This is a genomic window from Methylobacterium sp. M6A4_1b (assembly GCF_053345175.1).
This window is the reverse complement of the sequence record NZ_JBKEZQ010000020.1, coordinates 47,040-69,963: the sequence shown is the minus strand read 5'-3', so window position 1 is coordinate 69,963 and position 22,924 is coordinate 47,040. Positions and strand designations below refer to the sequence as shown.

At 70.0% G+C, this 22,924-nt stretch carries 18 protein-coding genes; 2 read left to right on the top strand and 16 right to left on the bottom strand.

What is annotated here, in order from left to right; translation table 11 throughout:
- Positions 1-54: 54 nt before the first annotated feature.
- The 4 genes from ACLBWX_RS17600 to ACLBWX_RS17585 form a co-directional block, all read right to left on the bottom strand.
- Positions 55-249, bottom strand: coding sequence for a hypothetical protein (locus tag ACLBWX_RS17600; RefSeq protein ID WP_056469866.1), 195 nt, complete (start codon positions 247-249; stop codon positions 55-57).
- A 132-nt stretch (positions 250-381) separates the two neighbouring features.
- Complete coding sequence (locus tag ACLBWX_RS17595; RefSeq protein ID WP_243214642.1) at positions 382-1,707, bottom strand: ATP-binding protein; 1,326 nt, start codon at positions 1,705-1,707, stop codon at positions 382-384.
- A 70-nt stretch (positions 1,708-1,777) separates the two neighbouring features.
- On the bottom strand, positions 1,778-2,497 hold the full coding sequence (locus ACLBWX_RS17590; RefSeq protein ID WP_447678303.1) for a response regulator: 720 nt from the start codon (positions 2,495-2,497) through the stop codon (positions 1,778-1,780).
- Between the two features lie 5 nt (positions 2,498-2,502).
- Complete coding sequence (locus ACLBWX_RS17585) at positions 2,503-3,009, bottom strand: MarR family winged helix-turn-helix transcriptional regulator (protein WP_447678302.1); 507 nt, start codon at positions 3,007-3,009, stop codon at positions 2,503-2,505.
- Positions 3,010-3,227: 218 nt separating this feature from the next.
- Here ACLBWX_RS17585 and ACLBWX_RS17580 point away from each other — a divergent pair, with 218 nt between their 5' ends.
- Both ACLBWX_RS17580 and ACLBWX_RS17575 read left to right on the top strand, forming a co-directional pair.
- On the top strand, positions 3,228-3,524 hold the full coding sequence (locus ACLBWX_RS17580) for a DUF3072 domain-containing protein (protein WP_447678292.1): 297 nt from the start codon (positions 3,228-3,230) through the stop codon (positions 3,522-3,524).
- A 148-nt stretch (positions 3,525-3,672) separates the two neighbouring features.
- Positions 3,673-3,906 (top strand): Flp family type IVb pilin, encoded by a 234-nt coding sequence (locus ACLBWX_RS17575; RefSeq protein ID WP_447678291.1) that lies wholly within the window; start codon positions 3,673-3,675, stop codon positions 3,904-3,906.
- 50 nt (positions 3,907-3,956) lie between these two features.
- Here ACLBWX_RS17575 and ACLBWX_RS17570 read toward each other — a convergent pair whose 3' ends face one another.
- From ACLBWX_RS17570 to ACLBWX_RS17515, 12 genes are all read right to left on the bottom strand, one after another.
- Positions 3,957-5,978, bottom strand: coding sequence for an acyltransferase family protein (locus ACLBWX_RS17570; protein ID WP_447678290.1), 2,022 nt, complete (start codon positions 5,976-5,978; stop codon positions 3,957-3,959).
- Positions 5,979-6,421: 443 nt separating this feature from the next.
- On the bottom strand, positions 6,422-7,006 hold the full coding sequence (locus tag ACLBWX_RS17565) for a TetR family transcriptional regulator (RefSeq protein WP_447678289.1): 585 nt from the start codon (positions 7,004-7,006) through the stop codon (positions 6,422-6,424).
- Positions 7,007-7,082: 76 nt separating this feature from the next.
- Complete coding sequence (locus ACLBWX_RS17560; RefSeq protein WP_447678288.1) at positions 7,083-10,184, bottom strand: efflux RND transporter permease subunit; 3,102 nt, start codon at positions 10,182-10,184, stop codon at positions 7,083-7,085.
- On the bottom strand, positions 10,181-11,266 hold the full coding sequence (locus ACLBWX_RS17555; protein ID WP_447678287.1) for an efflux RND transporter periplasmic adaptor subunit: 1,086 nt from the start codon (positions 11,264-11,266) through the stop codon (positions 10,181-10,183). The genes ACLBWX_RS17560 and ACLBWX_RS17555 overlap by 4 nt, the downstream gene beginning before the upstream one ends.
- A 206-nt stretch (positions 11,267-11,472) precedes the next feature.
- Positions 11,473-12,729 carry an O-antigen ligase family protein gene (locus ACLBWX_RS17550; RefSeq protein WP_447678286.1) on the bottom strand — a complete coding sequence of 419 codons (1,257 nt, stop codon included), beginning with the start codon at positions 12,727-12,729 and terminating at the stop codon, positions 11,473-11,475.
- A gap of 113 nt (positions 12,730-12,842) precedes the next feature.
- Positions 12,843-14,354, bottom strand: coding sequence for a lipopolysaccharide biosynthesis protein (locus ACLBWX_RS17545; protein ID WP_447678285.1), 1,512 nt, complete (start codon positions 14,352-14,354; stop codon positions 12,843-12,845).
- Positions 14,351-15,709, bottom strand: coding sequence for a glycosyltransferase family 4 protein (locus ACLBWX_RS17540; RefSeq protein WP_447678284.1), 1,359 nt, complete (start codon positions 15,707-15,709; stop codon positions 14,351-14,353). Before ACLBWX_RS17540 ends, ACLBWX_RS17545 begins: the two co-directional genes overlap by 4 nt.
- Complete coding sequence (locus ACLBWX_RS17535; protein WP_447678283.1) at positions 15,706-16,965, bottom strand: glycosyltransferase family 4 protein; 1,260 nt, start codon at positions 16,963-16,965, stop codon at positions 15,706-15,708. Before ACLBWX_RS17535 ends, ACLBWX_RS17540 begins: the two co-directional genes overlap by 4 nt.
- Positions 16,946-18,088, bottom strand: coding sequence for a glycosyltransferase family 4 protein (locus tag ACLBWX_RS17530; RefSeq protein ID WP_447678282.1), 1,143 nt, complete (start codon positions 18,086-18,088; stop codon positions 16,946-16,948). Before ACLBWX_RS17530 ends, ACLBWX_RS17535 begins: the two co-directional genes overlap by 20 nt.
- Before the next feature lie 41 nt (positions 18,089-18,129).
- Entirely contained in the window at positions 18,130-19,347 is a 1,218-nt protein-coding gene (locus ACLBWX_RS17525; RefSeq protein WP_447678281.1) for a glycosyltransferase, read from the bottom strand.
- Complete coding sequence (locus ACLBWX_RS17520) at positions 19,347-21,545, bottom strand: GumC family protein (protein ID WP_447678280.1); 2,199 nt, start codon at positions 21,543-21,545, stop codon at positions 19,347-19,349. Before ACLBWX_RS17520 ends, ACLBWX_RS17525 begins: the two co-directional genes overlap by 1 nt.
- Positions 21,546-21,557: 12 nt before the next feature.
- Positions 21,558-22,745, bottom strand: a complete 1,188-nt coding sequence (locus tag ACLBWX_RS17515) for a glycosyltransferase (RefSeq protein ID WP_447678279.1) — start codon at positions 22,743-22,745, stop codon at positions 21,558-21,560.
- Positions 22,746-22,924 lie beyond the last annotated feature (179 nt).

Genomic DNA, 22,924 nt, shown 5'->3' with positions numbered 1-22,924 from the left:
CGAGAAGGCCCGGACCTNNCCTTCTCGTCGGCACCCCGATGTTCGAGGGCGCGATCAGCCCTCGCTGCGGGCGGCCAGGCGGCTCGCGGCGAAGCAGAGGCCGCCGGCGACGATGAAGAGCACCACGAAGGTCTTCACGGTGGCGTAGAACAGCGCCGGCTCGATGCCCGCATCCGTGTAGAGCACGGCGCCGATGGCGGTGATCGGCAGGAGCAGCAGGATCAGGAGGGGGGTCAGCGGGCTGTTCATCGGCGGGTCTCTCAACCTCTGTCGGACCCGGCTCACCGGTCCCTGTGGCGTTTGCTGCGCTCCTCATAGCATCGCCCCGCGCCCGGCGCCAAGACGGATCGGCCACGCTTGCCTGCGGTCGATGATCCCGGATCAGGCCGGGATCCGCACCGTGGCGCGCAGGCCCCCGAGCGGGCTGTCGTGCAGGCTGACGTCGCCGCCATGCGCCCGGGCGATATCGCGGGCGATGGAGAGCCCGAGGCCGGAACCGCCGGCATCCTGGCGCGCGTCGTCGAGGCGCACGAAGGGCTTGAACACTTCCTCGCGCTGCTCGGGCGCGATGCCGGGCCCGTCGTCGTCGATGGAGACCAGGAAGGCACGGGCCTCGCGCCGGCCGGTGATGGCGACGGTCTCACCGTAGCGGGCGGCATTGGCCGCGAGGTTGAAGAGGCAGCGCCGCATGGCGTCCGGCCGCAGGGTCAGCTGCGGGTGGTCCTCCATCTCCACGGCCTCCACGTGGGCGCCGAGGCGCTCGACATCGGTGCGCAGATCCTCGAGGAGCGCACGCATGTCGGTGGGCACCGCCACCTCGCCCGAATCGCCGCGCGCGAAGGCGAGGTAGGCCTCCAGCATCCGGCTCATCTCGTCGACGTCGCGCTGCAGGTCCTCGACCTCGGGGGTCTGCTCGACCAGCGCGAGCGAGAGCTTGAAGCGCGTGATGATGGTGCGCAGGTCGTGGCTGACCCCGTTGAGCATCGTCGTGCGCTGCTCCATCGCCCGCTCGATGCGCCGCTTCATCTCGATGAAGGCGTGGCCGGCCTGCCGGACCTCGCGGGCGCCGCGCGGCCGGAACTCGATCTCGCGGCCCTTGCCGAAGCTCTCGGCGACGGCGGCCAGCCGCAGGATCGGCTTGATCTGGTTGCGCAGGAACAGGATGGCGACGCCGAGGAGCACCAGGGACGAGCCGCTCATCCAGAGCAGGAAGATGTGCGAGTTCGAGGCGTAGGCCATGCTGCGGCGGGCGGTGACGCGCATCACCCCGTCGGGAATCGAGACCCGGATCTCGATCAGGCTGGAGCGGCCCACGGTGTCGATCCAGTAGGGCCGGCGGATCTGGCGCCGGATCTCGTCGGAGAGCGCCTCGTCCAGGATCGAGAAGAACGGGCGCGGTCCCGCCGGCGGCAGCTTGGCCCCCTTCAGGATGTCGACGTCGAGGTTGAGCCGGTCGTTGGCGATCCGGGTCAGGGTCTCGGAATCCTTGTCCTGGGGATAGCTCTCGTAGATGTCGATCAGGGCGGCGACGTCGGCGGTGACGGCCGAGGAGAGCCGGCGCGTCACGAGCTGCCAGTGGCGCTCCATGAAGGTGTAGGCGATCACCGACTGGAGCAGCACCACCGGCGCGATGATGATGATCAGCGAGCGCGCATAGAGCCCCTTGGGCAGGACGTCGCCGATGGCGCGGCTGACCAGGCGCCACATCCGTCCGGGCCGGGGCAGGGCGGCGAGGCGGGCCGCCGTGCGCTGAAGAAGGCCGGTGGCGGCCATGGGGTCAGTCGACCGCGAGGCGGTAACCGACGCCCCGCACCGTCTGCAGGAACAGGGGATTGGCCGGATCGACCTCGGTCTTGCGGCGCAGGCGGTTGATCTGCACGTCGATGCTGCGCTCGGCCGCGAGGCCGCCGCTTCCCGCAAGGGCCTCGCGCTCGACGTTGGCGCCGCCGGCCTGGGCCAGGATGGTGAGGATCTCGCGCTCGCGCTCAGTGATTCGGATGACCTCGTCCTCGCGGCGCAGCTCGCCGCGGTCGATGCGGTAGGCGAAGGGTCCGAAAGTCACCGTGTCGTGGGTGAGGGCGCGCCCGCTGCCCGCCTCGCTGCGGCGCTTGATGATGTTCGACAGGCGCAGGATCAGCTCCCGCGGCTCGAAGGGCTTGGGCAGGTAATCGTCGGCGCCGATCTCCAGGCCCATCACCCGGTCGTTGGGATTCGAGCGCGCGGTCAGCATCAGGATCGGAACGCGCGAGGTCTGCCGCACCTCCCGGGCGTAGTCGAACCCGCTTTCGCCCGGCATCATCACGTCGAGCACCAGGGCGTCGAAGACGAAGCACTGCGCCTTGGTGCGGGCCTCCGGCACATTGCCGGCGGCGGTCACGCGAAACCCCTGCTCGAAGAGGAAGCGCGACAGGAGCTCCCGCACCCGGCGGTCGTCGTCGACCACGAGGATGTGCGGCGCGTGGTCGGGCAGATCGATCTTCGCGCGCGTTCCGACCATGGCCATCAGGCGGCACTCCGGGCGCGCCGGGACATCAGGCGCTGCACGGCCGCGCGGGCATCCGGCTCGATCATGCCGAACAGGAAACTCTCGGCGGAGAGGGAAGTCTCGCCGCCGCGCTCGGACGCCGCGAGGGCGCGCGCCACCCGCTGGCTCTGGACCCGCATGAGGTCGCCGGCCAGATCCGCTCCGGAGGCGGTGCAGAAGAGCAGCCGCTGGCGCCGGTCGCTGGTGCCGGTCTTCTGCGCGATGTAGCCCTGCTCGATCAAATCCTTCAGCACCCGGTTGAGGCTCTGCTTGGTGATGCGCAGGATATCCAGGAGTTCGGCGATCGTAAGACCCGGATAGCGGTCGACGAAGTGCAGCACCCGGTGATGCGCCCGGCCGAAGCCGTACTGGGCCAGGATGCGGTCGGGGTCGCCGACGAAATCCCGGTAGGCGAAGAACAGCAGTTCGATGAGGTCGTCGCCGGAGCCGGAGGAAGGCGGCGCATCGGCCTCGGCATCGCGCATCGCGTGGGCAGTCACGTCCGGGGCGACCTCGATTTACGTCAGCGTTGTTGACATGTCCCAGCCCCGTCGCGACCCGTCAAGTCTCGCGGCCGGGCGGTCGCCGCCGGCTCCGTGAGACAACTGACCACGGGACAAGCCGCTCGCCGCGGACCTGGGGCAGGAACCGGGCCGTGGCCCCCGCGTTCACCAGAACATTTCGTGAACTGGAGATACCCACCATGGCCAGCACCCAGGCTTCCAAGTCCGAGGCTTCTAAGTCAAAGGCCTCCGAGGCGAAGGCTTCCGAGGCGAAGGCGGACGAGAACCCGAAGACCGATCCGAAGGACGTATCGAACCAGATCAAGGATCCGAGCCAGTGGACCACCGGCGGTGAGCCGATGACCGGCGCGCAGGCTTCCTACCTGAAGACCCTGTCCGAGGAGGCCAAGGACCCGGAGGCCTTCGACCCCGATCTCGACAAGGCCGAAGCCTCCCAGCGCATCGACGCCCTCCGCAAGGAATCCGGCAAGGCCTGACCGGATCGCTCGGGCCGCCGGCACCGTCCGGCGGCCCGAAGCGTTTGATCGGGACGCGCCGAACCTTCGACGATCTGCTTAAGTCCTCCGCAACGAAGGTCTCGTATCCTCACTCCGAAGCGCATTCGGCGAAAGACGTCACGGGGCCATGACCGAACTGGACATCGAACATTCCAGGCGTCGGCGGACCTCGGCGACGCGATATGGTCTCCAGGACCTGACCCGGCGCTTCCTGAACGACACGTCCGGCTCGACCGTGATCGAGTACGGCCTGATCATGGCCATGATCTTCCTGGCGATCGTGGCGGCGACGCGGTACTTCGCGGATCAGACGGGCGCGATGTACAAGTACATCAGCGCGGGCCTCGCCAAGGCATCCTGACCGCGTGCGACCGGTCACCCTGTGCTCCGCACGGCTCCGGCTGGCATCGGTCACTCGCCGCGCGGACGGGCCACCTCCTGCGGGAAGGGGCGCACGAGGCGATCCAGGAAGTCGAATTGTCGGCCCTGGATGACGCTCCAGCGAAGGTGGACCTGATCGCGATAGAGCGGTCGCAACGCGGCGGTCGCCGCCGGGCAGACGTCCCCCTCACACATCTCCGGGGCCGGATCGAGAACCTCCGCGCCGATCTCCCGCGCCACGGCCCTGAGCCGGTCGTGGATCGGCTGGCTAAGCCGCCGGAAGCGTTCCAGATCGATGGATTGCACGTCCGTCGTGTCCTGGCCCAGGTACAGGCGCTTGGCCAGTTCCAGGGGAACGTCGACGTTGTTGAACGGATAGGTCAGGAGGATGACGATCTCCGCCCCGGTTCGCCGCACCCGCTCCAGCCGCTCCTTCAGGCGTTGCATCGACGCATCGAGCTGGGCGGGCAGGGTCTCCGCCGTCCAATCCGCGCAGCGGTCGCCATCGAAGAAGCACACGGTCTCTCCCGGGCGGAAATAGCCCGACCACAGGGAGGTGACGACGACGCGCCGATATGTCCCCGTCTCCGCCAGCGTCAGGGCATGATCGAGGAAGGTCGCGCACACATCCCCCGGCCCGCGGCGCTTGACGCCGGGCATGATCGGACAGCCGCCGTGCGTCACGAAGGTCAGGTTCGGGCGGGCGAACCCCGCGCGCCTGGCCCATCGGCCATAGATCGCTTCGGCGATCGAGTCCCCGAGGAAGAGGATGTCGCCCCGCGTCCCTCCCGGCTGCTGGCAACCCCGTAGCACCCGATCCTGCTCCAGCCGCTCGCAATGTGCGGGGAATGCCCAGTCCGAGCTGGCCGCGGCGAGGTCCGCGAAGGCTGCGACGCGGTCCGGCCGACGCTCCTGGAGACCCTCGTGGCGCACGGCGTATCCGGACAAACCGGCAACCGCCCCGATCATCACGATCAGACCGAGGCGTCCGGCGCTCTGCCAGGACATGTCGGCGAAACGCGTCGTTTGCACGAACCGGCCCATCAGGACCATGAGGGCGAGGAGACCGATTCCGGCGACGGGTGGGACCGGCAGCGAGAAGTAATGGATCGCGACCGCGATGGGCCAGTGCCACAGGTAGATCGCGTAGGACCAGTCTCCGAGGAGCTGGGCGGCCGGAAACGCGACCAGCCGCGACGATGACCGGTTCGCCAGCAGGAACAGGCAGGTCGCCGCCACGGGCAGCGTGGCCCGATAGGAGGGCCACGGCATGAAGGCATCGAAGCCGACGATGCAGAAGAGCAGGACGGCGAGGCTCGCGACTTGGAGCGCCTGCGATACCCGCGCGCGCGACCAGACCACCGGGTGCAGCGCGACGAGGCCGCCGGCGAGCATTTCCCAGGCACGGGTCGGCAAGAGGTAGAACGCCGCCGATTGGTAGGCCAAGGGCGTCACGATGCACAGGGCCAGCGACACTCCGCAGCCGAGCCAGATCAGCAGGCGCAACAGGCGCAGGCTCGGCGCGATTTTCCATGCGGCCGCGAGAACCACCGGGTAGAGGATGTAGAACTGCCACTCGACCGAAAGCGACCACGTGTGCAGCAACCATTTCAGATCGCTCTGCCGATCGAAGTACCCGGCTTCCTGGTAATATTGAATGTTGGAGTAGAAGCCGAGCGAGCTAATGATATGTCGGCACAGTTGCTTGAGCGCGAGCGGATCGAGGAGGACGATCCCGAAAAGCAGCAAGGCCAGGCACAGCCCGAACAGGGCCGGCACGATACGATCGAAGCGGGCGGCGTAAAATTGCAGGAAGCTGAACCGATGATCCTGCAGGCGTCCGGCGATGATCCGCGTCATCAGAAACCCGGAAATGACGAAGAACATGTCGACGCCGACATACCCCCCCGCGAATCCGAAGATTTTATAATGAAATAATACGACAGCAACGACGGCAATCGCGCGGATAAAGTTGATGTCTTTACGAAAGCTGGCTGCTTTCATGCCAGAGGTGACTGTGTGACTACCATCAAACGCCTGCTTATCGATCAAAGGTCCATCGCCCTGAGCCAATAATACCGATCACTCCTTTTCCGGAGTCACCAGACGTCACGTCAATCACATTGGATATTTCTACCCGATCACTAATAAGTGTTTATATCAAATGATTATGACTATTGTTACTAATATTCCATAATCCTGCCGAGCTTTTGTGCTCTCATAGACGAGCGAACAGATTCTGCTTGGCAAGAGAATATGAATCTCTCTTGGTCTTTGCTTACTTATTTCTGAAGGATGCAAGAATAAGTGGATGATCTTGACCGTTGCAACGCACGTCGGCGATCGGCGGTCTCGCGGGGACATCGATCCGCATGTCCTGGCATCCGATCGCTTCGCTCGATCGCACACGAGCGGAAGCCCGGTTCCCCCTGGAGCGAGGTCGACCTCGAGGGGCTGCGAGCGCGTTCCGAGATCCGGAAGCCCCCCCGAAGGCGTTAGGGCGCGTGGTTCGACGGCGTCGGGGCGGCCCCATCGCCACGCTCGGCGGTGCCGGCCCGCGCGGCCTGGAGGAGGTCCTCGGCAAGCCGCGCGTCGTCCACCGCCCGCGCCAGGACGACGGCGCCGACGAGCGTCGAGAGCTTGGCCAGGGCCCGCTGCCGGCGGCGCTCCTTCGCGCCCTGGGGGGAGAGTTCGGTCAGGATGGTCAGAAGGTTGCGGACACCCTGGGTGAAGCGCCCGCGCAGGAGGCTGCCCGCCGGCTCGCGCGCGACGTCGTTCGCCAGTGCGGCGAGGGGACAGCCCATGCTGGGCGCCTGGACGTGTCCGACGGACAGGTAGTTGCCGATCAGAGCGTCCACCGTTCCGCGCCGCTCCTCGCCGAGGGCGGCGTCGAACGCCTCGATCGCGAGGGCATCCTTGCTGGCGAACTGACCGTAGAATCCGCCATGGGTCAGCCCGGCCGAGGCCATGATGTCAGCCACGCCGACCCCGTTCAGGCCGCGCTCCCGGAACAGGGCTGCGGCGACCTCGACGACCCGCTGGCGGTTGAGCCGGGCCTGCTCCTGCGAAACTCTCGGCATCGTGGCCCTCCTGCCGCCTCGGCACTCTCATATAGATGCGGACCGTCATCAAAACAGATCCGCACCGGCAGCGCCGTCAGGTTGCGGTCGCGTGCGGCGTCGCCGCGCCCGCGCCCTCCGGGTCTCGGGAGGCGCGCCCGACGCGGAACCAGAGGGCGTAGAGGGCGGGCAGGAACAGCAGGGTCAAAAGCGTGCCGACGCCGACGCCGCCGATCAGCACGTAGGCCAGGGCCCCCCAGAACACCGAGTGGGTCAGCGGGATGAAGGCCAGCATGGCGGCGGCCGCGGTCAGGATCACGGGGCGCGCCCGACGCACGGTGGATTCCACGATGGCGTCGTAATCCCCGAGGCCCGCCGCCTGGTCGTGGTGGATCTGGTCCACCAGGATCAGGGTGTTGCGCATCAGGATGCCCGACAGGGCGATCAGACCGAGGATCGCGTTGAAGCCGAAGGGCTGGTGGAAGAGCAGCAGGGTCGGTGCCGCACCCACGAGGCCCAGCGGCGCGGTGGCGAAGACCATGAACATGGTGGCGAACGAGCGCACCTGGATCATGATCACCGTCAGCGTCACGATCAGCATGATCGGGAACACCGCCACCAGGGACATCATCGCCTTTTCGCTCTCCTCCACGGCGCCCGCCGTGTCGATGCGGTAGCCCGGCGGGAGCTTGGCCTTGATCGGCGCCAGCAGGGGGAAGACCTGGGCGTGGATGTCCGGCGGCTGGCGACCGTCGAGCACGTCGCCCTGGACGCGGATGTAGGTCTCGCGGTTGTAGCGCTTGAGCACCGCGTCCTCGGCGCGGCTCTCCAGGCGCGCCACCTGCGACACCGGCACCTGGCGCCCGTCCTTCGTCGTCAGCGTCAGGTCGCCGATCTCGCCGAGCGAGCGCCGCTCGGGGCCGGGGCTGCGCAGGACGACGTCGACCGGGCGCAGGTTCTCGCGCACCTGGGTGGCGGGCGTGCCGTTGAGGTAGGCCTGTAGCTGCTGGCCGGCCTCCTTCGGGGTCAGGCCGATCAGGCGCAGGCGCTCCTGGTCGAAGGCGAGGTGCAGGCTCGGGGTCTTGTCGCCCCAATCGAGGTGGACGAGGCGCATGTTGGGATTGGCCGCCATGACCTCCCGGACTTCGGCGGCGATGCCGCGGATGACGTCGAGATCGGGCCCCACCACCCGGAAGGCGACCGGGAAACGGATCGGCGGGCCGAACACGATCTGGAGCACGCGCACGCGGGCTTCCGGGAAGCGGCCGTCCTCGACGAGCTTGCGCACCTTGCCCCGTAAGGCGTCGCGGGCCGGGGCATCGGCGGTTTGCACCACGATCTGCGCGAAGGCCGGATCGGGCAATTCCGGGTCGAAGGAGAGCACGAAGCGGGGCATGCCCTGGCCGATGTAGCTCGTGATCTCTTGCGCCTCGGGCAGATCGCGGACGGCCGCCTCGATCCGCTTGACGCTGGCCTCCGTCGTGGCGAAGGCCGAGCCCGCCGGAAGGGTCACCTCGACGATGAGCTCCGGGCGCTCGGAATTGGGGAAGAACTGCTGCTCGACACGCCCCATCGCCACCACGGCCAGCGCGAACAGCCCCACGGTGATGCCGGCGGCCAGCCACTTGTGGTCGACGGACATCCGCACGACGCGGCGCAGGCGCTCGTAGGTCTTCGTGGCGTAGATCGCCTCGTGCCCGCCCTCGACGCGTCTGATGTTCGGCAGGAGCTTGACGCCGAGATAGGGCGTGAAGGTCACCGCGACGATCCAGGAGATGATCAGCGAGAAGGCCACCACCCAGAAGATGTTGCCGGCGTACTCGCCCGCCGTGGAGGCGGCGAAACCCACCGGCAGGAAGCCCGCGATGGTCACCAGGGTGCCGGTGAGCATCGGCGCGGCGGTGGCGCTCCAGGCATAGGTCGCCGCCTCGATGCGGTCGGCGCCTTCCTCCATGCGCACCACCATCATCTCGATGGCGATGATGGCGTCGTCGACGAGGAGGCCGAGCGAGATGATCAGGGCGCCGAGCGTGATGCGGTCGAAGTCGCGACCCGTGACCATCATCACCACGAACACCGCCGAGAGGGTGAGCGGCACGGCCAGCGCCACCACGATGCCGACCCGGAATCCGAGCGCCACGAGGGACACGAAGATCACCACGCCGAGGGCGGTGAAGAACTTGACCATGAACTCGTGGATGGCGTCGTCGATGACCTTGGCCTGGTCGGTGATCTTGGTGAACGAGATGCCCACCGGCGTCTCGTGGTGGATCGCCACCTCCTCGGCGTTCAGCGCCTCGCCGAGCTTGAGGCCGTTGAAACCGGGCTTCATCACCAGGCCGAGCATCAGAGCCGGCTCGCCGTCGTTGCGGATCTCGAAGACCTTCGGGTCCTCGTAGCCGCGCTTGACCTCGGCGATGTCGCCGAGCTTGAGGCTGCGGTCGCCGGCGGCCACGGGCAGGTCGCGGATGGCGTCGAGCCCGTCGATGGCCCCGTCGAGGCGCAGGTACACGCGCGGACCCGCGGCCTCGACGAAGCCGGCCGGGGTCACGTCGTTCTGGTTGGCCAAGGCGGCGAGGAGCTGCTGGCCGGTGATGCCGAGGGTGGCGAGGCGCTGGTAGGAGATCTCGACGAAGATCTTCTGGGCCTGCTCGCCGAGGATGTTGATCTTCTCGACACCCGGCACCCGCAGCAGGCGCTGGCGCAGGTCCTCGGCGCGCAGCACCAGCTGGCGATGCGGCAAATCCTTGGCCTGTACGGCGTAGAGGGCGAAGTAGATGTCCGAGAATTCGTCGTTGAAGAGCGGCCCCAGCACTCCGCGCGGCAGGCTGGAGGCCTGGTCGGAGAGCTTCTTGCGGGTCTGGTAGAACTCCGACTGGAGCTTGGCCGGGGGCATCGAATCCTTGAAGATGACCTTGGTCACCATCAGGCCGGGGCGCACCGTCGTCTCGGCGCGGTCGTAGTAGACGAGTTCCTGAAGGCGCTTCTCCAGGGGATCGGCGACCTGTCGCTGCATCTCCTCGGCGGTGGCGCCGGGCCAGGCGGCCGAGACCGTCATGACCTTGACGGTGAAGGCCGGATCCTCGGCCCGCCCGAGCTTCTCGAAGGCGAAGAAACCCGCGCCCGTCAGGGCGATCAGGAGGAACAGCGTGACCGCCCGCTCGCGGACGGCGAGCGCCGAGAGGTTGAAGCCGCTCATCGCACCACCCCCGTCATGCTGGCGGGCGCCTGGCGCACCTTCTGATCGGCCTTGAGGAGATGGGCGCCGAGCGCCACGATCCGGTCGCCCGGGCTCAGTCCGGCGACGATCTCGGCGCGCTCCTCGCCCATGCGGGCGACCTGCACGGCCTGCGGGCGCACGGTCTCGCTGGCGGCGTCGTAGCGCCAGACGGTGGTGCCGCGCCCCTGGTCGAAGAGGGCGCCGAGGGGGACCTCCACGCTGACGGTGCGGGTCGCCGCGCGCTCCTTGAGCTGGAGGGTGACGGTGGCGCCGAGCGGCGCGGCCTCGCCGCCGCCCGAGAGGATGTAGCGCGCGCGGTAGGTGCGCGTGGCCGGATCGGCGGTGGCGGACAATTCGCGCAGGCGCGCCGGATAGGTCGACGCCCCCTCGGCGTAGAGGGTCGCCGACGCCTCGCCCTCGGCGGCGCGGCGACTGCCCTCGGGCAGGAACACCTCCGCCTCGCGCGCGCCGTCCCGAGCGAGCTTGACGACGGTCTGGCCGGCCGCGACCACTTGGCCGGGCTCGGAGGGCACCTCCATGACGACGCCGTCGGCATCGGCCTGGAGTTCGGCATAGCCCGCCTGATTCCGGATCTGGCTGGCCTGGGCCTCGGCATTGGCGAACTGGGCGATCGCGGCATCGGCCGCGCTCTTGTTCTGGTCGTAGGTCTGCCGGGAGGTCCAGCCGTCGGCCACGAGCTTGCGGCTGCGCTCCTCGTCGGCCTTGGCCTTGATCATCTGGGCGCGGGCCGCCTCGACCGAGGCGCGGGCGGCGTTGAGGGCGAGGGAGAAGTCGGTGCGGTCGAGGCGCATCAGGGGCTGGCCGAGTCGCACGCGGTCGCCCGGATCGACGAGGCGCTCGAAGATCTTGCCGCCGACACGGAAGCCGAGATTGCTCTCGGTCCGGGCTCGGATCACGCCGGTGTAGCGCGACACCGCGCCGGGCCCCGCCACGACCTCGGCGACCTGGACCAGGGGCGCCTGCGGCGTCACCGCCGTCTCCGCCGGCGAGCAGGCCGCCAGGGCGAGCGCGGCGAACCCGGGCGCGAACCACTTCTGCATGACGCATTCTCCGCAGCCGAACCGCCGCCGTATTAAAATTACGATCGTAATCTATTTGATCGCCGGCAGGGGTCAAGGGCCATCGGACGCCGTGCGTGCGGACGGGCACGCGGGCAAGGGACGGACGCGCGGGCAAGGATCTGGCAAGCAGGCAAGGGATGCGTCGGAGCGCTTCTGTCCGCTGCGCCGTCGCGCGGCCCGCGTTCCTACGGCTGCCCGGCGGCTCCTGCGGGAGGCGGCCGGACCACCAGCGAGGCCAGCACCATCGCCGTGAAGAAGAGGAAGTACTGGTTGACCGAGAGTTCCTCGAACATCATCGAGGGCACCAGGAACAGGGCGCTGTAGGCGACAAGGGGGCCGACGGCGGCGGGAGCGCGGGCGATGCGCACCAGGGCGGCGAGCAGGAGCAGGGCGGCCGCGACACCGCTCTGGAGCGCCAGGGAGATGAAGCCGTTATGCGGCGTCACCAGACCGGTGAGGGCGCGGAGTTCTTCGCGCCGGGTCGTCTCCCCGACGCCGAACGGATACTCGGCCACGAGCTGCAGGGCCGTGAAGCCGGAGATGAAGCGCTCGTCGGCATTGCCCGAGACGTTCCCATCGCCGGCAAAGCGCGCCTCGATCGACTGCGCCAGCTTCTGCGGCAGGGGAATTTCGCCCGTCATCGAGAAGGCGATCAGTAGGATGCCGACCACGCCGAGCACGGGCAGCACCACCTGCAGGCGGACGTTGCGGCGCATCAGCACGAGCAGGATCAGCACCGGCATGAACAGGCCGGAACGATTGTTGGTCAGGGGGAAACTCGCGAGCAGGGCCACGAAATAGGCGAGGTAGATCAGGTTCAGGCGATAGCGCAGGCTGAGCAGGAGGGCCGCGACTCCCCCGAGGGCGAAGACGTGGCCGGTCTCGTTGCCGGAGGCCCAGAGGCCGCCCTGCTTGTCCTCGACGAAGAGCTTGAGTTCCTCGTCCAGGCCATCGGTCGGGACGCCGAGGCCGAAGCGGTCCAGCGGCAGTCCGGAGGACGAGAGCAGCAGGACCACCAGAGAGCCGCCGAGGCCCGCGAGAAGTCCCCAGCAGAAGGCGTTCTCCAGACGCCGGTCGCGGAACATCACGAGCAGAATCATCGCCAGGACGAGGTAGAGCAGCAGGACGAGGGTCAGGTAGACGTCGCCCGCCTGGATCTCGGCCTTCAGCACCAGCGAGAGCGCGATCAGGATGCCGACGGCGCCCATCGGGACGGCCTGGCGCAGGCCCTCGTCGATCACCGCGCGGCGCAGGCCGAACCAGGGGATGAGAAGGAAGGGCAGGAGGTCGGACAGGCGCTGGAACGGCAGCCCGAAGCTCGAGGTCAGCACGTTGAGCTGCAGAGCGACGCCGAACAGGAACACGGCCGCGCGGTCGGCCGCGACCGGTACGGCCCGCGCTCCCGCCCTGCCCGCCGTCGCCGGCCCCGCAGATCCCGTCATCGTCCCGGACCCTCTCGACTGGCCGCCATCCGGCCGGGCGCCTGGGCTCCCGCGCGCGCAGTCTCGCGCGCAAAGGTTTGCGAAGCGTGCAGGCGCCCGGACACGGGGGGGGCTCAGCCGCCTCGGCGGACGAAGAACCCGAGGGCCGAACGGACGGTCGGACGCAGGAAGACCAGGGCGAGGGCGCCGTAGGCGAGCATGCCGAGGGTCACGCAGGCGAAGAGACCGAGGCGGTCGCCCAGGGCGTCGTGGATCGGCGCCTGCACCCACAGCACCAGGGCCGCCATGGCGCCGGCGCAGGCGGTGGCTGGCATCAGCACCCCGACGAGGCGCCCGTTGCTCACCGGCACGAAGCGCCCGGCCCGCAGGACGATCAGGGGCGAGAACAGGTAGGCGCGGATCACGTGGCCGATCACGAGGGCCGGGAGCCCGAAGGGTCCGGTGAGGATCGCCGCCACGGCGCCGAGGCCGAACTGGGCCCCGGCGAGCTTCAGGGCCGTGCCGCTGCGCCCCACTGCCGTGAAGATCATCCACAGCATGGAGGTGACGACGAATTCCGGCGCCAGCAGGGACAGGATGCGCAGCACCGGCGCCGCGTCGTGCCACTGATCGCCGAACAGGAACGGGATCAGGGTCGGGGCCAACGCGGCCATGCCGAAGAAGGCCGGCAGCGCCAGGAAGGCGGAAGTTCGGGTGAAGTCGTGGAAGGCGGCGGCGAGGTCGGCCGGGCGGTCCTGCAGGCGGGCATAGGTGGTGAGCCCCACGGCCGAGAACGGGATGACCGCGACCTGGCTCACGAGGTCGATGCAGCGCCAGGCGAGACGCAGATGCCCGACATCGGCGGTCGACAGAAAGTAGGCGGCAATCACCTCCTGGCTGCGAATCGAGAAGACCAGCAGCAGGTTCGTGGAGAAGACCCGGGAGCCGAAGGCGATCTGGCGGCGGGCCGCCGGGATGTCCAGGCGCCGGGCCGGGACCCAGGGCATCGCCGCCCAGGTCAGGAGCGTGGTCGCGCCGGTGGCGACGAGGCGCTGGACCACGAGGCTCCAGACTCCGTAATCCGCGAGTGCGAGCGCCAGGGCGGCGGCGCCCCCGAGGAGGTTGGCGCCGAGCGCCCGGAGGGCGAGCTTGCGGAAGCCGAAGCTGCGCTGGAGGCGCGCCTCGTGGATCGCGCCGAAGGCCGAGATCACGAAGCAGGCGGAGAGGGCGCAGAGGGCCGGGCGCAACTCGGGCAGGTCCAGCAGCCAGGCGATGGGCCAGGACAGCCCGACGAGGGCCGCCGCGTAGACGACGCTGGAGCCCAGCGTGACCCAGAAGGCCGTGGCGGCGAAATCCTCGTCGAGGTCCGCCCGCTGGACCACCGCGTCGGGCAGGCCGCCGCGGGCGACGATCTGCAGGATGTCGATGAAGACCGCCGCGACGGCGACGAGACCGAACTCGGCGGGCTCGATCAGCCGGGCCAGGACCAGGAACACCCCGAAGCTGAGGATGACGTTGCCCACGGAGGCCAGCGCCACCCAGCGGGCCGCCGCGAAGGAGCGGCCCGAGACGTCCGGCTCGTCGGTGACGCCGAGGGAGGCCGGTGCGGTCGCGGCCTGCCCCGGAAGCACTGCGGTGGCGCTCACGCGCGGTCGGCCCGGCGCTCGTCCACGAGCTCGGCGTAGAGGTCCAGGTACTTCTCGGCGACGCGCTCCGAGGTCGATTCGCGAATGACGTGCTGGAAGCTGCGTTCGTCCGGCAGGCCGACGCGGCCGCGGGCGATCACGGCCCGGAGGCGGTCGGCGAGTTCGGCCTCGTTGCCGGGCGTGAAGAGCCACTCGGCGTTGTCCTCGCCGATCAGCTCGGGGATGCCGCCCGAGGCCGCACCGATCACCGGCACGCCCATGACGTAGGCCTCGTAGATCGTCCGCGGCGAGGGCTCGGCCCAGAACGAGGGCACGATGAGCACGTCGATCTCGCTGAGGAAGTCGGCGGGCTTGGCCCAGCCCACGAACTCGATGGGCAGGCCCTCGGCCCGCGCCTTGAACCGGTCGATCGAGTCGTCCATCGCCTGGCCGGCCACGAGGCAGCGCCAGTCGCCGGGTCCGACCGCGCGGAACGCGTCGACCAGGGTGCCGACGCCCTTCTCGACGTTGATGCGGCCGAGATAGCCGAAGGTCATCGGCCGGCCGGTGCGGTCGATCCGCCGCCGCGCCTCGGGGTCGCCGTCCGGAACCGTGCAGGAATAGTAGATCACCCGCCGGCGCTCCGGCGCGAGGTGCCGGAACAGGCCGTGGTTCACGTGGGTCTTCAGGATCTCGGTTCCGACGCTGACCACGGCACCCACCGCCCGGTTGGTGATCTGCTTGGTGGCGTTCACCACCTTGCAGCCGAGATGCCAGTGCGTGCAGGGCTTGCCGTGCCGGAACATCGCGGCGTTGCCGCAGATCAGGTCGTATTCGCAGACCGTGTGGACGATCGGGATGCCGCGCTTGGCCGCCTCGCGCCAGACCAGGGTCGAGACGTCGAGGAGCGAGTGCGTGTTGACGATGTCGGGCCGGAAATCGTCGAGGACACGGCCGAACTCGGCGGCGATGGCGAAGTTCCACTGCTGCTTCAGCTTCGCCCAGGTGCGGCCGACCCGCGTGGCCTTGGGCCAGTCCTCCAGCCAGAAGTCGTTGTTGTGGGCCATGCGGTAGACGGTGACGCCGTTGCGCACGGTCTTGGGCTCGGGCTCCCGGGCGATGCAGGCCGCCGCCACCGTGTGGCCGGCCGCGACCAGTTCCTCGGCGAGATGCTCCACCGAGCGTTCCGCGCCACCGACGATGTAGGGCGGGTAGAGCGCGCTGAGATGCAGGATGCGCAGGGGGCCGGTCGCGGCGATCCGGGCGGCGCTTCCCGCGCCGCACAGTTCGGGGGTGGGCGCGGAAGAGGGCTCCAGCGGAGCGCGGGCGAAGCCCGGAGTCGCCATCGTCGAGGGGGTCATGGTGGAAGCGGTCATGGACGGCACTCGTCGAGACGCGGGGGCTCGGGGATGGCCGCCGGCGGGAGAGGATCGGGACGCGCCGCGCCGCGGGCGCGAACGGCGGCGTAGAGGTCGAGATAGGCGGCGGCGACGGCAGCGGGATCGGTTCCGTCCCGGACGGCACCGGCGCGGGCCAGGCCCTCGGAAAGGCGCCCCGGCGCGTCGACGAGCCGTGCCATCGCGGAGGCGAGGGCCGGCGCGTCGCCGGGGGGCACGAGCCAGGGGCCAGGGCCGACCTGCTCGCCGATTCCGCCCACCGCCGTGCCGATCACCGGCACGGCCCGGCCATAGGCTTCGGCCACCGTCCGGCCGAACGCCTCCGGCCAGACCGGCGGGACGACGAGGCAGTCGATGGCATCCAGGAAGGCATCCTTGTCGGCATACCCGACGAACGTTACCGGCAACCCCTCCGCCAGGGCGCGGTAGCGGTCGAGCCCGTCCGCAGCCTGACCGGCGACGACGAGGCGCCAGCCCTCCGGCGGCAGACGGCGGCAGGCCTCCAGCAGGATGTCGGTGCCCTTGGAGGGCTCGATGCGTCCGAGGCAGCCGAACACCACCGGGGCACCCGGCCGGCGCGGCTGCCGGGCGGAGGGGCCGCCGGGGGCGATCGGGTTCCAGATCACCCGGCGGAGCCGCGTGGGAACGTCCGCGAAGAAGCCGGCCGCCAGGTGTCGGTCCAGGATGTCGGTGCCGACCGCCGCGACGGCCGCAACCGCGTGCTGGCAGTGGCGATGGGGCGCCGCGTAGAGGCGGCACTTCAGGTGCTGGCCGGCGCAGGCGCGTCCGTGCCGGGACATCGCGCCGTTGGTGCACAGGCTGGTGAAATCGTGGAGCGTGTGGACCACCGGAAGTCCGAGCCGCCGGAGCATCGGCCAGATCGCGGGGGGGATCTCCGAGATCGAATGGGTGTTCACCACGTCGGGGGCGAAGTCGCGGACCGCCGCCTGCAGACCGGCGAGGGTGTGCCGGTTCCACTGGGTCGCGAGCTTGTAGCGGAGGCGGTCGAGGCGCCCGTGCTGCGGCCAGTCGAGGCGGTGGAAGGGTGTGCCGTATCCGGTCCGGTAGACGGTGACCCCGTCCTGGAGGGCCGGCGCTTCCACACGGCGCGAGGTGCAGGCCACCGCCACGGCGTGGCCGAGGCCGACCTGGGTCCGGGCGAGCGTCTCCACCATCAGTTCGGCGCCGCCGACCTGCTCGGGCGCGTAGAGGGAGCTAAGGTGCAGGATGCGCATCGGCGGCCTCCCCGGCGGAGATCGGACGGGTGGCGTCCCGCACGGCGTCGAGGAGCACGCCCTCGTAGCGCCGCGCCGTCTCGGCCCAGTCGTAGCGGCGCACATTGGCGTGACCGCGGGCGATCAGCTCGGCGCGCAGGCCGGGCTCGTGGAGGAGGCGGCGCAGGGCCGCCGCGAGGGCATCGGCGTCGGCGGGGTCGAAGGTGAGCGCCCCGGCACCCGCGATCTCGGGCGTCGCCGAGCGGTCCGAGCACAGCACCGGGCAGCCCAGCGCCTGCGCCTCCAGCACCGGCAGGCAGAAGCCCTCGGCGTAGGACGGCACGCACAGGCACAGGGCGCCGCGGTAGAGGGCGGCGAGGCGGTCGTCGCCGATGCGCGTGAGCCGTGTCAGCCGCACCGGTGTTCCGGCCAGGGCGGCCGCGATGGTCTCCCGTTCGTCATCGCCGACATGCACGATGGCGAGGTCGGGATGGGTCGGGGCAAGCGCCGCGACGGCCTGCGCCAGGGTGACGAAGTTCTTGTTGTGGGTGGCGTTGCCCACCGCCAGGACGTAGGCGCCGAGGGCGGTCTCCGGCGCGGCGCCCGCCGCCGACGCGTCGAGCATCGCCGCCGAAGGGACGGTCCTGACCCGGCCGCGCAGGGACGGGTAGAACCGCTCGAGGCACCCACGGGTGGTGTCCGAGACCGCGATCACCCGGGCGCTGTTGCCGAGAACCAGCCGGAAGATCAGGTCGGTCGTCACGGCTTCGCGCCGTCCCGTGCTTTCAGGGATCGTGCGAAAGTAGAGGTCGTGCACGACGCTGACCCGGGCGCGGCCGCCGAAGGCCGCGCCGTAGGGATCGGCGTTCAACACCACGTCGATCGCTTGCGCCCGGCACAGGGCCGGGACGGTGAATGCCTGGCGCAGGACGTCGAGGACCATCAGGCGCGGGCGCGGCACGGTGACGACCCCGACGCGGTCGCGAATCGTCTCGGGCAGTTGCGCGCGCGTCCAGGGTGAGCGCAGGACGACCGAAACGTTGCCCCGGTCGAGCAGCCCCGCGATCACCCGGAAGGCGACCAGCGCCACGCCGGACGGGCGGCCGCCGTGCTGGCTCGGCATGTTGACGAGGACGCGGGTCATCGTGGTTCGGCGGCTCCGGAGGAGAGGGGTGCCCGTCTGCGTCACGCGCGGGTTGCGACCTGGCGGACCAGGGCGGCGAGATCGTCCCGCATCCGGGCGGCCCCATAGCGGGCAAGGGCTCTCTCGCGGGCGAGGCGCGTGCGTCCGGCAAAGGACTCCGGGCGCGCCAGGAGCTCGGCGAGGGCGGCGGCGATGCGGTCGGGCCGGCGCGGCGGCACAAGGGTGCCGAGGGCGCCGCCATCGAGGATCTCGCTGGAGGCGCCGGCATCGGTGGCGACCACCGGCACGCCCGCCAGCATCGCCTCCACGAGGGTCCGGCCGAACGGCTCGGGGTCGACGGAGGGATGGACCACCGCGTCGACGGCCTGCATCAGGCGGGGCACGTCGCTGCGCTGGCCGAGGAACAGGACCCGGTCAGCGACACCCCGGGCCGCCGCGAGGTCGCGCAGCCCCGCCGCGTAGGCATCCTCACCGAACAGGGCCGAGCCCACCACCACGCAGCGCAATTCCGGCACCTGCGCCAGGGCCTCGATCACGACGTCCTGCCCCTTCCAGGGTGCGAGACGGCTGAACACGCCGACGAGGGGCCCCGCGGGCAGGCCGAGCTCAGCCCGCAAGGCGGGCGCGGGGCGTGGATCGAGGGTCAGGTCGAGGCCGTTCGGCACCACCGTCACGCGGTCCCGACGCCCGCCGGCCTGCACGAAGGCCACGGCGGCGGCCTGCGAGGGGACGATCACCCGCGCCGCGCAGGCATTCGCGAGGCGCGCCTGAACGATTCGCTGCGCCCGGCCGAAATGGGCACCGTCGAGGATGTCGTGCAGGTGCCAGATCAGGGGACGGCCGACGAGGCGGGCGGGCAGAGCCGCGAGCAGGAAGGCCTTCTGCGAGTTGGCGTAGACGACGTCGCAGGTCCGTGCCGCCCGGGCGAGGTCGAGCCCGAGGCGGGCGAGGCGCCCGAGCACCGGAAGGGCGCGCAAGGGGGAGACGTCCCGGCGCAGTCCCGAGAGGTCGGCGCCCGGCGCGGCGAGCCGGACGCTCAGGCCGGCCTCCCGCAGGGCCTCGGCGAGGGGGCCGCGCTCGAACAGGAAGGCCGCAGAACCCGGCCAAGCCCGCACGACGTCCCGCAGGACGAGTTCGGCCCCCGACATCGTGCCGGTGTGGCTGACGAACAGCACCCGCGGGCGGGCGCCCCGGGTCTCGATCGGAACCGTGGCGCGCGCCGGGTCGAGGTCGGCGGCAGTGGAGAGCGTTCCGGCCATCAGGCGGCTTCCGCGCGTTTCGGCAGGGACCGGGGCATCGGATCGTAGGTCGGCTGGCCGCCGGGCTTCACCATCGTCATGGCGATGCCGAGGACGGCGCCACCGGCCCTGCGCAGGCTCGAGACGGTCTCGATGGTGTCGGAGAGCTGCGAACGGCCGTAGCGGGTGCAGCAGAGCACGCCGTCGACGTGGCGGGCGAGCATGCAGGCATCCATCAGCAGGCTGGTCGGCGGGCTGTCGAGGAGCACGAGATCGTAGCGCCGGCTCCAGCGCAGGAGGTGCGCCATGCGCTGGCTCATCAGGAGCTCGGTCGAGTCCGGCGTCGGCATGCCGGCCGGGATGACGTCGAAGCCGTCCTTGGTGATGATGGCTGCGGGCGCATCGATCTCCCCGCGCAGGATGCCGGCGAGGCCGGCGCTGCGGCCGAGGCCGAGGGAGGCCTCGAAGTTCGGCCGGCGCAGGTCGCACTCGATCACCAGGACCCGGCGGCCGCTCGCGGCGCTTAGGCCGGCGATGGCGAAGGTCGTGAAGGACTTGCCTTCGCGCGGCTTGCCGGAGGTCACCAGCACCGTGCGCGAGCCGTCGCCGCCCGCCAGGAACAGGTGGGCGTGCAGGGTGCGCAGGACGTTGCGCATGCCGGGGTCGGCCTGCGCCCGCTGCAGGGCCTCCGCCAGGGGCAGTTCGCGGCGCCGGTCGGACAGGCGACCCATCAGGCCGCCCGCGGTGAGGCAGGGCAGCTGCGCGAAGACCGGGGCGCCGGTGCCGGCCACGAGCTGGGCGGGGGTGCGGACCCGGCGGTCGGCGAGGTCGCGCAGGAGGGCGGCGCCGGCGGCCAGCACGGTCGCCAGCACGAGGGCGCCGGCGAGGAACGGGACGGGCTTGGGCGAGAACGCGTCCTGGGGCACTTCGGCCAGGCTGACGAGCCGGGTGCTGCCGGTGAGGATGCGCCGCTCGGTCTCGAGCTCGCTCGCCCGCTTCACGAGGTCGGCGTAGCGGGCGCGCTTGATCTCGGCGTTGCGGACCATGCCCTCGATCGACGCTTCGTCGTCCATGGCGGCGGCGGCCTCCGACTTGGCGCTCTCCATCTGGGCCCGCAGGGACCGGGCCAGGGTGTTGGAGGCCTCGTAGGTCTTGCGCAGTCCGTCCGCGACGTTGGCGAGTTCCCGGTCGATGCGGGCGCGCAGGCTCGCCTGCTCGGTCTGGAGGGCGCGCACGGTGGGATGGTTCGGACCGAGCAGGGTGCTCTGATTGGCGAGCTGGGCGCTGACACCGCTGATCTGCTGCTTGAGGTCGCCCACCGCGCGGCTGGCGAGGGCCGCGGGGGCGCTGTCGGAGCCGCGGCGCCGGTCGGCCTCGATCTCCTTGAGGCGCGCGGCCGCGTCCGCCTTGGCGCCCTCGGCGGCGGCGAGCTGCTGGCTGATACCCGTGAGGCGCTCGGCGCTGATCGGTCCGGTCGCGCCCTTCACGAGGCCCTTGCGGCGGCGGAAGGCCTGGATGCGCGCCTCGTCGTCGCGGATCGAGGCATCGAGCTGCTTGATCTCGGTGAACAGCCAGTCGGTGGCGGCCTTGCGGCTGGAGGCCTGCGCGTTGCGCTGGTCTTCCAGGAAGGCGTTGATCAGGGCGTTGGCCATCGTCTGCGCCACCTCGGGCAGCGGCGACTTGTAGCCGATGGCGATGACGCGCGAGCGGCCGGCGCTGCCGACCATGTAGCGCTTCTGGAGGTATTCCACGAGGGCGTCGCGATCGCTGCCGAGCTTGGCGCAGACGGCGTCCTTCTTCTCGGTGATCCGGTCGGGCCGTCCGCGGGTCATGGCATGGCGGCACTCGGCCATCACCGCCTCGGCGAGACCGCTCTCGGCGGCCAGGCGCATGAGGCGGGGGGACCGGATCACCAGGATCTGGCTCTCGAGGTCGGCAGGGTCGCCGAGCTTCTGGATCCAGGCCATGGAGGCGTTGTTCGCGCCGGGCTCGGGCTCGGCCACGATGACGGAGCCACTGGCGACGTACTGGGCGGGCGTGCGGATCAGGAAGGCGACCGCGAGCCCGAGGACGGCGGCGAAGACGCTCGCGAACAGAAGACGCCGGCGCCAGATCTTCAGGAGCGGCGCCATCAATGCGCCGCCGCGTTCACGGTCCTGCTCGGGCGCGCGCCCGGCGGCCGGAACCCTTTCGGGCATGTCGAGGGTGAGGAGGGACATGCGCGCCGCTCGTTAGGACACGGCTTCGAAGCGCGGAACGGGCTCGAGCCGGGAGAGTGTGCGCGGGCGCGGCTCGCAAGCGGCGCGGTGCATCGAGAGCTGCTCGTCGACGAATCGCGAGAACCGGATGCGGAACAGATCGGCGGAGAACGGCTCCGCCTGGTTCCAGCAGGCCTCGCGGGTGAAACTCTCTTCCTGCCGGATGAAGTCGCAGACGCAGGACGCGATGGCGTCGGGCTCGGGGGTGTCGAAGAACAGGCCCGTGCGGTTCGGTCCGCGGGCCTGGACGGTCTCGCGGGCACCGCCGCGGCCGAGGGCGAGGACCGGGGTTCCCTCCGACTGGGCTTCCACCACGATGATCCCGAAATCCTCCTCGGCCGCGAAGACGAAGGCGCGGGCGGTGGCCATGAGGCGGCGCAGTTCCTCGTCGGACACGAAGCCCACGAAGGAGACGTTCGCGGTCGCGATCGCCTTCAGCCGATCGGCCTCCGGACCGGTGCCGGCGACCACGAGGTTGAGGCCGGGCAACTGCGCGAAGGCGCGCACCACCGCCTCGACGTTCTTGTAGGGAACGAGACGGCTCGCCACGAGGAAGTGGTTGGCCCGCGGCCCGTCGTAGCGCTGGTTCGAAAGGGTGACGGGTGGCGGGATCACCTCGGCGCTGCGGCCGTACACCTTGTGGATGCGCCGGGCCACGAAGCCGGAATTGGCGACGATGGCGTTCGGCCCGGCCGCCGTGCGGTAGTCCCACAGACGCATGCGGTGCAGGACGAGGCGGGCGAGAAGGCCCTTGAGGCCCTTCTCGCAGTTGCTCTCGCGCAGATAGGTGTGCTGGAGGTCCCAGGCGTAGCGCATCGGCGAGTGGACATAGGACACGTGAAGCTGGTCGGGCCCGGTGAGCACGCCCTTGGCCACCGCGTAGCTGCTGGAAATGACCAGATCGTAGCTCGACAGGTCGAACTGCTCGATGGCGAGGGGCATCAGCGGCAGGTAGTGCCGGTGCCGCGTCCGCGCGAAGGGAAGGTGCTGGATGAAGCTCGTTCGCGCATGTTCGTAGCCGAGATACGCCCGGGAAGCGTCTGGCAGGAAGTCGAACAGCGTATAGACATGCGCCTGGGGATAGATCTTGAGCAGCTGACGCAGCACCTGCTCGGCGCCTCCGACCACATACAACCAGTCGTGAACGATTGCGACTCGCATCCGAACCATCCTTGCCGGCACGCCGGACACCCGGTGAGTTTCCACTGACTGTCGGCCCGACCGCCGACCGGCCGGAGCGCTACTCTTGAGATGCAAAATACAACGACCGACCCAAGGGTGAAAGCAGTATCTCAAGCGTCCAGTACTTAGAGATAATGGTCTATCGTCCGCTTTATCGA

Coding starts and splice junctions, on each gene's coding strand:
- ACLBWX_RS17600 (WP_056469866.1), bottom strand. CDS start 249: ATGAACAGCCCGCTGACCCCCCTCCTGATCCTGCTGCTCCTGCCGATC.
- ACLBWX_RS17595 (WP_243214642.1), bottom strand. CDS start 1,707: ATGTGGCGCCTGGTCAGCCGCGCCATCGGCGACGTCCTGCCCAAGGGG.
- ACLBWX_RS17590 (WP_447678303.1), bottom strand. CDS start 2,497: ATGGTCGGAACGCGCGCGAAGATCGATCTGCCCGACCACGCGCCGCAC.
- ACLBWX_RS17585 (WP_447678302.1), bottom strand. CDS start 3,009: ATGCGCGATGCCGAGGCCGATGCGCCGCCTTCCTCCGGCTCCGGCGAC.
- ACLBWX_RS17580 (WP_447678292.1), top strand. CDS start 3,228: ATGGCCAGCACCCAGGCTTCCAAGTCCGAGGCTTCTAAGTCAAAGGCC.
- ACLBWX_RS17575 (WP_447678291.1), top strand. CDS start 3,673: ATGACCGAACTGGACATCGAACATTCCAGGCGTCGGCGGACCTCGGCG.
- ACLBWX_RS17565 (WP_447678289.1), bottom strand. CDS start 7,006: ATGCCGAGAGTTTCGCAGGAGCAGGCCCGGCTCAACCGCCAGCGGGTC.
- ACLBWX_RS17560 (WP_447678288.1), bottom strand. CDS start 10,184: ATGAGCGGCTTCAACCTCTCGGCGCTCGCCGTCCGCGAGCGGGCGGTC.
- ACLBWX_RS17555 (WP_447678287.1), bottom strand. CDS start 11,266: ATGCAGAAGTGGTTCGCGCCCGGGTTCGCCGCGCTCGCCCTGGCGGCC.
- ACLBWX_RS17550 (WP_447678286.1), bottom strand. CDS start 12,729: ATGACGGGATCTGCGGGGCCGGCGACGGCGGGCAGGGCGGGAGCGCGG.
- ACLBWX_RS17540 (WP_447678284.1), bottom strand. CDS start 15,709: ATGACCGCTTCCACCATGACCCCCTCGACGATGGCGACTCCGGGCTTC.
- ACLBWX_RS17535 (WP_447678283.1), bottom strand. CDS start 16,965: ATGCGCATCCTGCACCTTAGCTCCCTCTACGCGCCCGAGCAGGTCGGC.
- ACLBWX_RS17530 (WP_447678282.1), bottom strand. CDS start 18,088: ATGACCCGCGTCCTCGTCAACATGCCGAGCCAGCACGGCGGCCGCCCG.
- ACLBWX_RS17525 (WP_447678281.1), bottom strand. CDS start 19,347: ATGGCCGGAACGCTCTCCACTGCCGCCGACCTCGACCCGGCGCGCGCC.
- ACLBWX_RS17520 (WP_447678280.1), bottom strand. CDS start 21,545: ATGTCCCTCCTCACCCTCGACATGCCCGAAAGGGTTCCGGCCGCCGGG.
- ACLBWX_RS17515 (WP_447678279.1), bottom strand. CDS start 22,745: ATGCGAGTCGCAATCGTTCACGACTGGTTGTATGTGGTCGGAGGCGCC.